Raw genomic sequence first — 13,244 nt, forward strand, 5'->3', positions numbered from 1 at the left:
ACGGTGGTCGGACAGGCTCTTAAGCGGTGGGCATCCGCTCGCCGCGACTCGGTCGGCCGGAGGCGTCCCCTCTCGCTCAGCCGTCGTCCGGGAAGAACAGCGCCGGCTCCTCGTGGGTCAGTGTGATGTACTCCTCGGCGAGGTTGCGCACGTGCGTGTAGATCCGGCCCTCGCGGGCGGCGAGTTCGCCGAGTCCCTCGACCGCGGCGTCGTCGTAGTAGAGCGGGCAGCAGACCGCCCGCTCGTCGCCCTCGTCCTTCAGGACGACGAGCGCGAAGACGATCCCGCTCTCGACGCGGTAGACGTCGTGTTCGTCGAAGCTCCCCGCGTCGACCCACTCGCGCAGTCGCTCGAACTCGTCGTCGGGGACGAGCACGTCGAACCCCCAGCGCTCGCCGGTCACGGCGGTCACGTCGCCGGGGTGAAGTTCGAGTACGTCCCAGCCTGCCGCCTCGAACTCGCCCGCCGTCGCTTCCATGTCGCCGATGAGGTCGTCCCAGTGCTCGCGGACGGCGGCCGCCGCGCCCATCCCCGCGAAGGCCGGCCCGCTCTCGGCCTCGTCGTCCTCGGTCATGCCCCGGACTGGGTGCGGCCCCGCGGAAAAGGTGTCGCTCCCGGCGGCGTGGCGACTGAAGCGTCAGTCGTCGTCCGCCGCAGCGTCGTCGGCGCTTTCGTCGGTCGAACGGTCGCGTTCGGCCCGCTCCGCGGCGACGTCGATCGGTTCCGACTCCCAGTAGGGGTGGTCGTCGAGGACGCGGAAACAGGCCGCTTGCTGGCCGGGCGCGCCCGCCTCGTAGTCGTCTGGTGCTTCGGCCCGACAGGCCTCGCGGGCGTGCGGACACCGCGTGTGGAACCGGCAGCCCGCGGGCGGGTCCCGCGGCGAGGGCACGTCGCCCGCCAGTGCGTCGACGCGGCGGCCCTGCTCGCTGGTGTCGGCTCTCGGGACGCTGTCCAGGAGCGCCTGCGTGTAGGGGTGCTGCGGGTCCTCGAAGATGGCGTCGACGGGCCCGCGTTCGACGATTTCGCCGAGGTACATCACCGCGACGCGGTCTGAGATGTGCCGGACGACGGAGAGATCGTGTGCGATGAACAGGTACGTCAGCCCCAGCTCCTCCTGCAGGTCCGACAGCAGGTTGAGGATCTGTGCCTGGACGCTCACGTCCAGCGCGGAGACGGGCTCGTCCAGCACGAGGAAGTCCGGTTCGAGCGCGAGCGCGCGGGCGATCCCGATGCGCTGGCGCTGCCCGCCCGAGAACTCGTGGGGGTACCGGTCGACCTGGTCGGCCGAGAGGCCCACCCGCTCCAGCAGTTCCTTCGCGCGGTCGCGACGGATCTCCGAGAGCGAGCGGTCGAGCGACACCTCGACGACGACCGGGCCGTCGCCGGCGGATCCGGACGCGCCGTCTCCGCCCCGGCCGTCGTCTCCGCCACCCCGGACGACCGTGGCAGTCAGATTCTCGGCGACGGAGGCAGAGACAGTGCCGCCGCGGCGCCGGACTGTCACGTGGACCGTCGCGACCCCGTCGACCGGCTCGACGACGCGGTCCACGTCGTCGTCGACGCGCACCTCGACGCGGTCGGGGTCGAGGCCGTCGACCGTCACGTCCGCCGCGGTCCGTACCTCCGGATCTGTGTCGGGCAGCCCGTGGATCACGAGCGGTTCGGTGACGATGGCGCCGGCGGTCTGGCGCGGGTCGAGACTGGAGAACGGATCCTGGAAGACGACCTGCGCGCGGCGGCGGAACGCGGTGAGGTCGTCGCGGCCGAACACCGACTCGCCGTCGAAGCGGACGTCCCCCTCCGTGGGGTCCTGTAGCGCGAGGAGTGTCTCGCCCGTCGTCGACTTCCCGCAGCCGGACTCGCCGACGAGCCCGAGCGTCTCGCCCTCCTCGATGGCGAAGCTCACGCCGTCGACGGCCTTCACGCTCCGGCCGTCGCTCCCCAGCAGCCTGTCGAGCAGCGAGTCGTCGTCCGCGAAGTACTTCCTGAGGCCGTCGACTTCGAGGAGTGGACGGTCGCTTCCAGTCCCGTCAGAAGCGTCGCGGGAGCGCTCGCGGTCACTCACGGCGCTCACCCCTGTCCTCGTCGAAAAAGTCGTCGGGGAGCGCTGCGGCTTCGCTGTACTCGCGTTCGGCGAGGACGCAGCGCGCGCCGTGTTCCTCGCCGCCGGCGTCGAACTCCGGCGGGTGGTCGAGGCAGACGTCCATCGCCTTCGGGCAGCGGTCCGCGAAGTAACAGCGGTCGCCCATCTCCGAATCGAGCAGGCTCGGGACCGACCCCTCGATCGGCTGGAGTCGCGGCGCCGGGTCTTCCAGATCGGGGATCGACCCGACGAGGCCCTGCGTGTAGGGATGCACCGAGTCCTCGAACACGTCTGCGAGCGTCCCGCGCTCGACGACCTCCCCGGCGTACATCACGCAGACCCGGTCGCTCATCCGCGCGATGACGCCCAGGTCGTGGGTGATGAGCACGATGCTCATGTCGCGGTCGGCCTGGATATCCCGCAGCAGTTCGAGGATCTGCGCCTGGATGGTCACGTCCAGCGCCGTCGTCGGCTCGTCGGCGATCAAGAGATCCGGCTCACCTGCAAGCGCCTGGGCGATCATCGCTCGCTGGAGCATCCCGCCCGAGAACTCGTGGGGGTGCTGGTCGGCCCGCTCGGCGGGGTCCGGGATGCCCACCTGTTCGAGCAACTCGACGGCCCGATCGTGACTCTCCGGGTCGGTGTAGTCACGGCCGGGCACGATCCCGTCGAGGAGGTACGAACCCAGACCGTACCCCTGCGTGCGCGAGCGGGTCGAGCGCGGGTTGGCCCGGGCGCGGCGCTGGACCTCGACGGCCTCGGCGATCTGCTCGCCGACCGTCAGCGAGGGGTTGAAGCTACTCATCGGGTCCTGGAAGATCATGCTGAACGACGGCCCGCGCATGGCACGGCGGACGCGCTCGGGGATCTCCCGCAGGTCGACCATCTCGCCGTCGGCCGCGTCGGGGAACTCCCCGGCGAGGTCGGCGTCGCGGTACCACAGTTCGCCCGACGTGACGCGGCCCGGCGACTCGACGAGGTCGACCAGCGAGAGGGCGGTCACCGACTTGCCAGACCCCGACTCGCCGACGATGCCGAGGATCTCTCCCTCGCGCACGTCGAAGCTGACCGACTCGACGGCGTTGACCTGTCCCTGTTCCGTGAAAAAGCGCGTCGACAGGTCCTGGACGCGCAGGAGGTCCCTGGCCTCCGCGTCGGCTCCCGCTGTCTCGGCCCGGTCGGTGGCGTCCGAATCGGACATCTACACGCCACCTCCCTCGCCTTCGATGCCGGGGTCCAGCGCGTCGCGGAGCCAGTCACCGATGAGGTTGATGCCGATGACCGTGAGGACGATGGCGAGGCCGGGCATCGCCGCTATCCACCACGACGTGGTCTGGTACTGCCGGCCCTGCGCGATGTCGAAGCCCCACGAGAGGGTCGTCCCCGAGAACCCGAGGAACGAGAGGGCGCTCTCCAGGAGGATGATCGCGGCGACCTGGATGGTCGCGAGGACGAGGATCGGCGTGACGCTGTTGGGCAGCACGTGCTTGCGGATGATGAAGCGGTCGGGCGCGCCCAGCGACTCCGCGGCGGTGACGTACTCCTCCTCGCGAACCGAGAGCGCTTCACCGCGGGCGACGCGCGCGAACCACACCCAGTTGACCAGGCCGACGACGACGATGACCGTCCCGGGGAGCGTGAACCGCTTGGGCATCCCGGTGGGGTAGGCCAGCCCGCCGGGCAGCGACAGCGCACCGCGGATCGCCGGCGCGATACCGGTCACGACGAACGGGTCCGGGACCGTGACGCCCGCCTCGCCCCACAGCCCGACCAGCGCGATCGCGAGGACGAGCGACGGGAACGCGAGGCTCACGTCCGCGATGCGCATCAGCACGTCGTCGACCCGGCCGCTGTAGTAGCCCGAGACCAGTCCCGTCGGCACGCCGAGCGCCATCGCCAGCAGCGTCCCGAGGACGCCGACCAGCAGCGACGTCCGCGCGCCGTAGATGGTCCGCGAGAGCATGTCTCTGCCCAGTCCGTCGGTCCCGAGCGGGTGTTCGGCCGTCGCGTTCACGAGCACCGTCTCGTTGGTGATCTGCAGCGAGCCGTTGACCATCTCCTGGCCGGTCTGGGTCTCCGCGCGGCTGAACCCGAGCGGCGGCTGTTGCTTCTCGTCCAGGCTCTGGCTCGTCGGGTTCCACGGGGCGACCAGCGGCGCGAACACCGCGAGCACGAGGACGAACGCGACCAGCCCGAGACCGAGCTTCGCGAGGAAGCTCCGGTCGAACTCCCGCCGGAGGTTGCGGAGCGTCCGCGGCGAGACCGACGAGCGCAACGTCGCCGGAAGCCGAGCCAGCCACTCGAGCGGATCCGGTGTCATGTCAGTCCATCACCTGCGGGTTGAGCATCGCGTACAGGGCGTCGACGACGATGTTCACGATCACGAAGCCGGCGCCGATGACCACCAGGCAGCCCTGGATGAGCGGCCAGTCGCGGTTGTTGATGGCGTCGATGACGAGCGAGCCCAGTCCCGGCCAGTCGAAGACCGCCTCCGTGATGACCGCGCCGCCGATGAGCGTCCCGAGCTGGAGCCCGACGACGGTTATCACCGGGATAAGCGTGTTGCGTAGCGCGTGGCGGTAGCGCACCAGCGTCTCCGGCAGCCCCTTCGCGCGGGCCGCTCTGACGTACCCCTGGCCGAGCTGGTCGAGCATGCCCGAGCGGGTGAGGCGCGTGATGAGCGCCGTGAAGTACGTCCCCAGCGTGATCGCCGGGAGCGTGATGTAGGCGAGCCAGACCCGCGCGTCCGAGAGAAACCCCGACACGTCGAGCGGGACCGCGTACCCTTGCTGGGGGCCGGCGATCACGACGAGGTTGCCGAGCACGTCGAGGAGACCGACCGGACGGGTGCTCGTCGGGAACACCTCGAACTGGACAGCGAGGACGATGACGAGCATCACCCCGAGCCAGAAGTTCGGCGTCGAGATGCCCAAAAGCGAGAACAGGGTCGCGCCGTAGTCGGCCGGACCGTGGCGCCGCGTCGCGCTGAGGACGCCGAGCGGGATCGACAGCGCGACGGCGACGACCGTCGCCGAGAGCGCGAGCTCCAGCGTCGCCGGGAGCTTCGCGAACACGCGCGGGCGGACGGCCGTCCGCGACCGGTAGGAGTAGCCCATGTCGCCGGTGAAGAGATCGCCGACGTACTCGACGTACTGGACGTACAGCGGCCTGTTCAACCCCAGGTCGGCGGCGATCCGCTCGCGGGTCGCCTGGCTCGCGTCCAGCGGCGCGATGAAGTCGACCGGGCTCCCCGGCGTGACGAACCGGAGGAGGAAGACCACGGTCACGACTCCCCAGACGACGACCAGCCCCTGCACCGCCCGCTTCAGCATGAACCGACCCATCGACGCCACGCTATCGCCCCCTCCGTCGCGCTCGCCGCGTCGGCGACATCTAGCTGTCTTCGCCGCTCATGCTCTGGGCCTGGTCCATCAGTTCGTCGACGCGCTCGTTCTCCAGCGAGGTCAGCGCGCCGTCGGAGGTCAAAAGCGGGATGATCGTCTGGCTCGCGTCGAACGTCGCGTTGCCCCAGCCGATGAGGTAGAAGGCGGGACTGGTCGACATGTCGCCGTCGAGCAGCGTCTCCGCGAGGTTCCCGAAGTCGCGCTGGTTGACCTCCGCGGAGACGTTCTCCAGTTCGTCGATGTATCCGACGACCGCCTGGGCAATCTCCAGGTCCTTCAGGTAGCGGCCACTCGGCGTGTGTAACTCGATCTCGGCGCCGGCGTACCCGCTCTCCTCGACGAGCCGCTGGGCCTCCTCGGGGTCGTAGGGGTACGGGTCGAGGTCCGGGTTGTAGCCGGTGAACCCTTCCAGGGTCGGCTGTGCCGTCTGGTCGGCGAACCCCGAGAGGACGTTCGCGATGATGCTCTCCAGGTCCACCGCGTAGTTCATCGCCCGGCGGAACTCCACGGAGTCGAACGGCTCCCGGTTGTACACCATCGCGTTGTAGATGATCCGCGTGCTCGGGACGGGGCTGATATCCGCGTTGTCCGCCTCGTCGACCTGACTGATGTTCTGCGGCGGGACGTTCACGATGACGTCCGTCTCACCGCTGAGCAGCTGGTTGACGCGGGTGCTCGCCTCGCTCGCGGCCGTGATGGTGAGTTCGTCCGCCGGCGGCTGGTCGCCCCAGTAGTCCCCGTAGGGCTCGAAGACGACCTCGACGTCCTGTTCGTAGTTCGAGAGCTGGAACGGGCCCGTCCCGTTCATCTCGGAGTTGATGGTCGCCGAGTCGTTCTCCTCGACCCACGACTTGTTCATCACGTCGCAGTACGTCGCGAACAGGGCGAACACGACCGGATTGAGGCCCTCGGACTTGACGACGACCGCGCTGTCGTCGTCCGCGGGCTGCGCGCCGGTGACGCCCGCCAGCTGGTCGGACTGGGAACTCTCCAGGCCGCCGACGTCTGACTGGACGATCCGGTTGATCGAGAACGCCACGTCCTCTTTGGTCAGCGAGTCGCCGCTGTGGAACGAGACGCCCGAGCGGAGTTCGAACCGGACTCGCCCGTCCTCGACCCGCTCGTAGCCGGTCGCGAGCTTCTGGACGACTTTCCCCTCACGGTCGCGGCCAAGCAGTCCCTCGTAGGCCTGCAGGACGATGTTGTCCGTCGGCGTCTCGCGGTGGTCGTGCGGGTCGAGCCCCGAGTCCATGTTGGACTGGGTGATCCGGACGGACGCCTCGTCCCCGGTCGGCTCGATGGCCGACCCGTCGATGCGCTCGTCGCGGCGGGCCTCCCACTCGACGTCGGCCGACTTTCCGTACACCGAGTACTGGCGGTTCAGGTAGATCCACGGCGCCTCGTCGTGCAGTACGCGGTTCGCCCGCTGGAGGTACCCCTCGCGCGTCTCGGGCTCCGGCAGCGGGGTCCCGGTCGCCGTCGCGGTTCCGCCGTCCCCACCGTCACCGTCGCCGCCGTCCGTTGGCGTCCCGCCGTTGTCCGAACACCCCGCGACCGCCGCCGCTCCCGCGGCCGTCCCGGTCAGCTTGAGGAAACTGCGTCTGTCGATATCCCGTGACATAATACGTCTCGTTAGAAGGGGGTGCACTAATAAGCTGGGACCGTACTCGCCGCCCACGACCGGTCTCCATCGTACGGGGTCGCTGCTCACCCGACCGGACGCATAGACAGTCGCTCCGGTGGGCCGGCGACGCCACGAAGCAGATCTCAGGCGCCGCAGTAGTCGCGGGCCTCTCTGACGGCCTCCTTCCGACCGATGAACGTCAGGTGGTCGCCGCGTTCGATCGTGTCGTCGGGTTCGGGGAGCCGGTTCTCCGTGTCCCTCGTGATCAGCGCCAGGTGGCAGTTGTCCGGCAGTTCCGCCTGCAGTTCCGACACCGTCTCGCCGACGATGCCGTCCGTCGTGACCTCGACTTCCTGCACGTCGCCTTCCCGGTCGAGTTCCGTCATCCAGCGGGCGATCCCGGGGCGCTCGATGACGTTGTCCATCGACCACGCGATCGACATCCCGCTGGATATCGCCTCGATGTCGAGGTTCTCGAAGGCCATGACGTTGTCCGGGCTGTTCACCCTGGAGACCACCGTGTCGACGCCGAAGGTGTTCTTGGCGAGTTGGCCGATCAGCAAGTTCACGTCGTCGTCGGCCGTCGCCGCGGCGATGACCTTCGCGTTCCCGGCGCCGGCGTTCTCGAGGACCTCCCGCTGGGTCCCGTCGCCCCTGTGGGTCGAGAAGCCGTCCCGGCGGAGTCGTTGGACCGCCCGCTCGTCTGACTCGACGATCACGACCTCTTCGCCGCGGTCTTCCAGCCGTTCGGCGAGGGCGCGACCCACGCGGCCGCCGCCGACGACGATAGCTCGCATCGGAATCACGTTCAGGCTCTGGGCGATGTGACGGGCCAGACCGCCTTCAATCACTACGGTCGCGAAGATGACCAGGAAGACGGCGCCGACGAGCATCGTCGCCGCCTCGGGGTTCGCCGGACGGAGTTCGAGCGCGAACAGCGTCGCGACGCTGGCCGGGATGATCCCCCTGGGACCGATCGCGCTGATGTAGAGGCGCTCCGCGACGGAGAAGCGGCCGCCGACGGTACAGAGCAGGACGAAGGCGGGCCGGACGACGGCCGCGATGGCGACGACCGCGACGACGCCGCGGAGGCCGAGCGCGGCGAAGTCGTCGAGCGTCAACAGCGAGGCGAGCACGATGAACACGAACGTCAGCACGATGAGCGTGACGTCGCCTTTGAACTGCTCGATCTGGTCGCGGTAGGGCAGCGACACGTTCCCGAGGACGAACCCGCTGGCCGCGACCGCGGCGATGCCCGACTCCGAACCCAGTTCGCCAGCGATGCCGGCCGTCGCGGCGACGATCTCGGCGATCCCGTACGCGCCAAGCGCCGCGATGAGGACGATCAGCCGGGCGTTCTGCGGCGCGTTCTCCACCGACAGCTCGACGTGGTTGAGCAGGTACCAGACGACCGCCGCGACCAGACACCCCACGACGATGCCGAGCGCGAGCCGCGTCGCGAACTTCTGGATCAGCGTCGGCAGCCCGCTGGACCCGAGCAGGACGTACTCGAACATCACCAGCGCGAGGATCGCCGCCGTCACGTCGTTGACGACGCCCTCGGTTTCGAGGGTCGTGGCGACCCGCTCCCGGACGGGAACGACGTCCATGATCGGCGTGATCACCGTCGGTCCCGTTGCCACCAGCAGGGCGCCGACCAGCAGCGCGACGTCCCACGACGCCCCGAGGACGAACTTGACGACGACCGCCGTCCCGACCAGCGAGACGAACGCCCCGACGGTGACCAGCCGGAGGGTCTCCCGCGGCGCCTCGCGCAGGCGGTCGACGTGGAGGTGGAAGGCCCCCTCGAAGACGATGATCGCGACGCTCAGTCCGACGATCGCCGGCAGCGCCTCGCCGAACACCTCGGGGTCGATCAGTCCGAGTCCCTCGGGACCGACCAGCACCCCCGCGACGATCAGGAAGAGGACGCTCGGGATCTGCAGCCGGTCCGCGAGCACCTGGGCGGCGACGCCGATGCCCATGATCGTGACGACGATCCGGACGATGCCGACCGAGGTGCTCATCCGTCGCGCCTCCGGGGCTGGCGACGCTGGATCGGGCTGTCCTTCCGGTACACGTACGTCGATTCTCAGACCGGAACCGCCAAAACGGTTTGCGATGCGGCGAGTCGGGGCGCCCTGTCAGGGGCGCTCGGCCACGAACACCCACTCGTCGGGCCCGCGACGGTCGACCGCGAACTCCCCCAGAACCGCGGACGGGGCGCCGGACTCGCCCAGTAACTCGACGAGGAACTCGCCGGCGGGCGTCGGGTCGCGGTCGCTGACGACGTGGACCCGCTCGCCGGAGTCGAGCGACGCGAACGCGTCCCGGACCCGCTCGAAGCGCTGCTCCGGCGGTCTGCCCCGGAGGTCGACGGCGTCGTCGGGCACCGCGATGCGGTCGACGCCGTCCAGGCGCTCCCGGACGTCCGCCGCGAGCGCCCGCACGGCGTCGGGCGCCGACCCCGGCGAGGGATCGGCCTGCATCTCCCGGTCGAAGGGGAGGCGGGCCAGCACCGGGAGGTCCATCGCCTCCCCGACGGCCTCGCTGGGGAAGAGGTCGTGTTCGCGGCCGCAGTCGCAGGTGAACCGGTCCATGTTCACGACGGTCCCGAGGACGGGGACGCCGTTCTCCTCGAAGAGTTCGACGCTGCGGCGGGTGTCCTCGACGCTCGTGTGGAACGGCGTGGTGACGAGGACGACGCCGTCGACCGGGACCTCCTGGAGCGTCGTCAGCGCCACGTCGCCGGTCCCCGGCGGCAGGTCGATCACCATCGTCTCCGGGTCGCTCCAGGCGGTCGACTCGAACAGTTCGGTCAGGGCGTCGTGGGCCATCGCCCCGCGCCAGGCCAGCGGCCCGCCCTCCGTCAACAGATCGGCGCTCATCAGTTCGATCGGGCCGACCGACACCGGGATCGGCCGGTCGTCCTCGTCGGCGCGGATCACGCCGTCGACGCCGAGCAGCGACGGCACGTTCGGGCCGTAGATGTCGGCGTCGAACAGCGCGATCGACTCGTCGGCCGCGAGCGCGCAAGCCAGCTGCGTCGCGACGGTCGTCTTGCCGACGCCGCCCTTCGTGCTCGCGACGGCGACGACCGTCTCGATCTCCGTCACGGAGACCGGGTCGTCGGCCGCGGCCGGCGCCGCCGGTTCGACGTGGGCCCGTTCGACCCCCTCGACGTCGGCCGTCGCCGTCGCGATCGCTTCGGTGACGGACTCGACGGCGGTTCCGTCGAACCCCTCCAGTGCGGCCTCGACCGCGACGGCGCCGTCGTCGACGCGGACCTCCTCGACGAGGCCGGCCTCGAAGACGTTCATGTCCACCCGCGGGTCCTCGACGCGTCGCAGGGCGGCTTCGACTCGTTCCCGGAGTTCGGTGTCTGGCATACTCATGGGTATCAGAGGTCTGGCTGTCGGTTGAGCAGGTCTTCGCCGGGGAGCAACGTGTCGCTCTCGGAGAGCGCGCCGCTGAACGAGCGGCGGAACCGGTCGGGGTCCTCCTGGATCGCGTTGGCCGCAGTGGCCCTGACGACCCCCTGCTCGTCCCGGGTCGCAGTCCGTTTAAGCGCTTCGCGGGCGGCGTCGTCGTCGACGCCGGCGAGCATGTGCGCGGCCCACTCGCGGACCCGCTCGCTGGGGTCGTCGAGCGCCCGCAGCAGGTCGTCGCGGGCGTCCTCGCCGCGCAGTTTGAACAGCGAGATGAGCGCGTTGCGTCGCACGGCGTGGTGGTCGTCGTCGAGCGCGTCGTCGAGGCGGTCCTCGTGGGCGGCCCGGTCGAGCCGGTCGATCGTGACGATCGCCTCGGCCCGGACCCACGGGTCAGCGTCCCGCGTCACCGCCCGGGCGCCGCGCTCGGCGATCTCGCCGCCGATCTTCCCGAGCGCTTCGACGGCGAACTGCCGGACGTCCGCGTCGTCGTCGGACTGGGCGACGCCGGCGAGCGTCTGCGCGACGCGGTCGCTCGGGTCGTCCGCGTCGGCCAGCGCCAGGGCGGCCCGCCGCCGCTGTATCTTCGTCCCCGAACGCACCCGTTCGAGGAGCACCCCGGCCGGCTCGCCGTCCACCGGGTCGGTGTCGCTGGCCATCAGCTCTTCCGGGGTCGCTTCCCCGATCTCGACGTCGCGGCTGACCTCGATGTCCGAGAGGCCTTCCGGCTCGACGCCGAACCCCGGGCTCGCCTCGGGGTCGAGCTGGGGGTCCGGCGGTCCCTCCTCGGGGTCCTGCTCGTGTCCGTGGCCGTCGCTGTGACCGTGACCCCCACCGGAACCGTTCCCTCTGCCTGATCCGCACCCGCAATCGCCGCCGTGGCCGTGGCCTCCTCCCGAGCCGCACCCGCAAGCGTCTCCGTGGTCGTGACCTCCACTGGATCCGCACCCACAGGCGTCGCCGTGGTCGTGCCCGCCACCCGACCCGCAGCCGCAGTCCTGGCCCGTTCCGTCAGGGCCGTCGCCGTGTTCGCGGCCGGCGCCGTCGCCGCGCTCGCGATCGGGACTCACGACGGGTCACCCCCGTCCGCCTCGTCGCCGGACCGCGCGGTGGTGACGAGCAGGAGGTGCGCCCCGAGCACGACCGCGAGCGCCCGCGGGACCGTGGCCGGGACCCCGGCGGCGACCAGCAGCAGGCCACCGGACCAGCGTTGCCGCTGCCGTCGGAACGCGCCGTCGGCGACGACCGCGCCACCGCCGCCGAGACCGAGCGCCGCGACGGCGACGCCGGGATCGACGGCCGCGCCGACCGCCAGCAGCGTCGCTCCGGCGACAAACGGCGCCGCGAGACTCCCGGCCGCGACGGCGACCGCGACGACCGCGCCGACGGACAGGGCGCGCCGCGAGACGCCGACGACCGCGGGGGCGGCGGCGAGGGCGAGGAACGCCGCGAGCGTCCCGATCGAGCGAGCGTCCGGCCCGAGCACACCCGTCGTCGCGCCGAGCGCGGCGGCGACGCCGGCGGTCACCAGCCCCGCGAACAGCCAGCGGTCCGGCGCGCTGCGAACGTCGCCGTCCCCGGCCGGAACCGTCACCAGGAGCGCGGCCACGGGCAGGACGCCGACCGCCGGGAGTCCGGCGGGGGAGGCGAGCGGCGCGAGCAGCGAGAACACGCCCGCGGCGACCAGCCCGACGACCGCCCGGTCCGCGTCCGCGACCGCCCCGAGCGCGACCGCTGCGGCCGCGGGCACGACGACCGCGCCCGCGCTCGCGACGGTGTGGACGGACTGGATACCCGCGGGAGATCGCCCGAGCGGGGCGTTGATCGCGACTCTCGCGGCGACCAGCAGACAGACGGCCGCCGCCGCCAGGACGCCGCCGACCGCCCTGACGTCGTCGGCGGGCGGGAGCCGATACCGCGCGACCGCCGCGCGGACGTCCGCGAGTCGGCCGCCCGTTAGCGCGTCGCCGGACACGGTCACTCACCCTCCACGCGGGCCATCAGGTCGGCCCGATCGGCGGCGGTGAACGCGTCCAGCAGCGCGGCGAACTCGCCGTACGCGCCCGTGCCCGGCTCCTCGTCGACCCGCTCTGCGACCCCCTCCGCGACGATCCGGAGGTGGCGGTCGAGGAAGTCCAGCCGCGCGGCGTCGGCGCCGCTGTCTGCGAGCGATTCCCAGCGGGCGAGGTAGCCGGCGAACTCCAGTTGCAGTCGCAGGTGGTCGTGGTGGTCCCGCTGGTCGGTGTCGACGCTCAGGTCGTAGTAGTCGTAGGCGCGGGCCAGATCGAGGTTGACGTCGGTCCACGAGACGTCCGAGCGGTACGCCGATTCGTACAGCGGGACCGGCGGTCCCATGGCGTTCAGGCTCCCGTCGGTGCGGTCCTCGTACTCGGCGTACCCGACGACGAAGAGGTCGTTGTACCTGGCACAGAGCGTCTCGTAGTCGTCGTCGGTCGTCGGCCGGGGCGCGTCGACCGTCACCGACGCGTCGTCGAGCAGCGCGTCGATCTCCGCGGCGACGTCGCCGCCGGCCAGCGCCCGGTGGAACGACTCGTCGGGGTGGACGAACGCCCGCGCGAGCAGGGCGTAGACGGCGCCGCGCGCGCCAGCGTCCGCATCTATCTCCGCGACTGGGACCGCGGGGCTCGATCGACCGTCCGATTCGACGTCCGTATCGCGTGTCGGGTTCGTTGTCATGGAAAATC

General features: G+C 70.8%; 10 protein-coding genes and 1 pseudogene. All 11 read right to left on the reverse strand.

Annotation, left to right across the window (positions count from 1 at the left end; all coding sequences use genetic code 11):
• Positions 1-76: 76 nt before the first annotated feature.
• The gene (locus ACMGFE_RS10365; protein ID WP_436925082.1) at positions 77-574 is read right to left on the reverse strand and encodes a DUF7529 family protein; all 498 of its coding nucleotides are present in this window, start codon (positions 572-574) and stop codon (positions 77-79) included.
• 63 nt (positions 575-637) lie between these two features.
• Positions 638-2,065, reverse strand: a complete 1,428-nt coding sequence (locus ACMGFE_RS10370) for an ABC transporter ATP-binding protein (protein ID WP_436925083.1) — start codon at positions 2,063-2,065, stop codon at positions 638-640.
• Complete coding sequence (locus tag ACMGFE_RS10375) at positions 2,058-3,284, reverse strand: ABC transporter ATP-binding protein (RefSeq protein WP_436925084.1); 1,227 nt, start codon at positions 3,282-3,284, stop codon at positions 2,058-2,060. Before ACMGFE_RS10375 ends, ACMGFE_RS10370 begins: the two co-directional genes overlap by 8 nt.
• Positions 3,285-4,403 carry an ABC transporter permease gene (locus ACMGFE_RS10380; protein WP_436925085.1) on the reverse strand — a complete coding sequence of 373 codons (1,119 nt, stop codon included), beginning with the start codon at positions 4,401-4,403 and terminating at the stop codon, positions 3,285-3,287.
• A 1-nt stretch (position 4,404) separates the two neighbouring features.
• Positions 4,405-5,427: an ABC transporter permease gene (locus ACMGFE_RS10385; protein WP_436925174.1), complete on the reverse strand. Its 1,023-nt coding sequence runs from the start codon at positions 5,425-5,427 to the stop codon at positions 4,405-4,407.
• 49 nt (positions 5,428-5,476) lie between these two features.
• Positions 5,477-7,108 carry an ABC transporter substrate-binding protein gene (locus ACMGFE_RS10390; protein ID WP_436925086.1) on the reverse strand — a complete coding sequence of 544 codons (1,632 nt, stop codon included), beginning with the start codon at positions 7,106-7,108 and terminating at the stop codon, positions 5,477-5,479.
• Positions 7,109-7,254: 146 nt separating this feature from the next.
• On the reverse strand, positions 7,255-9,138 hold the full coding sequence (locus ACMGFE_RS10395; protein ID WP_436925087.1) for a cation:proton antiporter domain-containing protein: 1,884 nt from the start codon (positions 9,136-9,138) through the stop codon (positions 7,255-7,257).
• 117 nt (positions 9,139-9,255) lie between these two features.
• Positions 9,256-10,500 carry a P-loop NTPase gene (locus tag ACMGFE_RS10400; RefSeq protein WP_436925175.1) on the reverse strand — a complete coding sequence of 415 codons (1,245 nt, stop codon included), beginning with the start codon at positions 10,498-10,500 and terminating at the stop codon, positions 9,256-9,258.
• An 11-nt stretch (positions 10,501-10,511) separates the two neighbouring features.
• Positions 10,512-11,339: pseudogene (locus ACMGFE_RS10405) on the reverse strand (HEAT repeat domain-containing protein); the annotation flags it as partial.
• Positions 11,340-11,605: 266 nt separating this feature from the next.
• Entirely contained in the window at positions 11,606-12,520 is a 915-nt protein-coding gene (locus tag ACMGFE_RS10410; protein WP_436925088.1) for a DUF8068 family protein, read from the reverse strand.
• Positions 12,517-13,236, reverse strand: coding sequence for a molecular chaperone TorD family protein (locus ACMGFE_RS10415; RefSeq protein ID WP_436925089.1), 720 nt, complete (start codon positions 13,234-13,236; stop codon positions 12,517-12,519). The genes ACMGFE_RS10410 and ACMGFE_RS10415 overlap by 4 nt, the downstream gene beginning before the upstream one ends.
• Between the last annotated feature and the right edge of the window lie 8 nt (positions 13,237-13,244).

Source organism: Halosimplex amylolyticum, from assembly GCF_051414035.1.
GTDB classification, from domain to species: Archaea; Halobacteriota; Halobacteria; order Halobacteriales; family Haloarculaceae; genus Halosimplex; species Halosimplex amylolyticum.

Bases quoted from the DNA above. Each gene is read 5' to 3' on its own strand.
- ACMGFE_RS10365 (WP_436925082.1), bottom strand. From the start codon at position 574: ATGACCGAGGACGACGAGGCCGAGAGCGGGCCGGCCTTCGCGGGGATG.
- ACMGFE_RS10375 (WP_436925084.1), bottom strand. From the start codon at position 3,284: ATGTCCGATTCGGACGCCACCGACCGGGCCGAGACAGCGGGAGCCGAC.
- ACMGFE_RS10380 (WP_436925085.1), bottom strand. From the start codon at position 4,403: ATGACACCGGATCCGCTCGAGTGGCTGGCTCGGCTTCCGGCGACGTTG.
- ACMGFE_RS10385 (WP_436925174.1), bottom strand. From the start codon at position 5,427: ATGGGTCGGTTCATGCTGAAGCGGGCGGTGCAGGGGCTGGTCGTCGTC.
- ACMGFE_RS10390 (WP_436925086.1), bottom strand. From the start codon at position 7,108: ATGTCACGGGATATCGACAGACGCAGTTTCCTCAAGCTGACCGGGACG.
- ACMGFE_RS10395 (WP_436925087.1), bottom strand. From the start codon at position 9,138: ATGAGCACCTCGGTCGGCATCGTCCGGATCGTCGTCACGATCATGGGC.
- ACMGFE_RS10400 (WP_436925175.1), bottom strand. From the start codon at position 10,500: ATGCCAGACACCGAACTCCGGGAACGAGTCGAAGCCGCCCTGCGACGC.
- ACMGFE_RS10415 (WP_436925089.1), bottom strand. From the start codon at position 13,236: ATGACAACGAACCCGACACGCGATACGGACGTCGAATCGGACGGTCGA.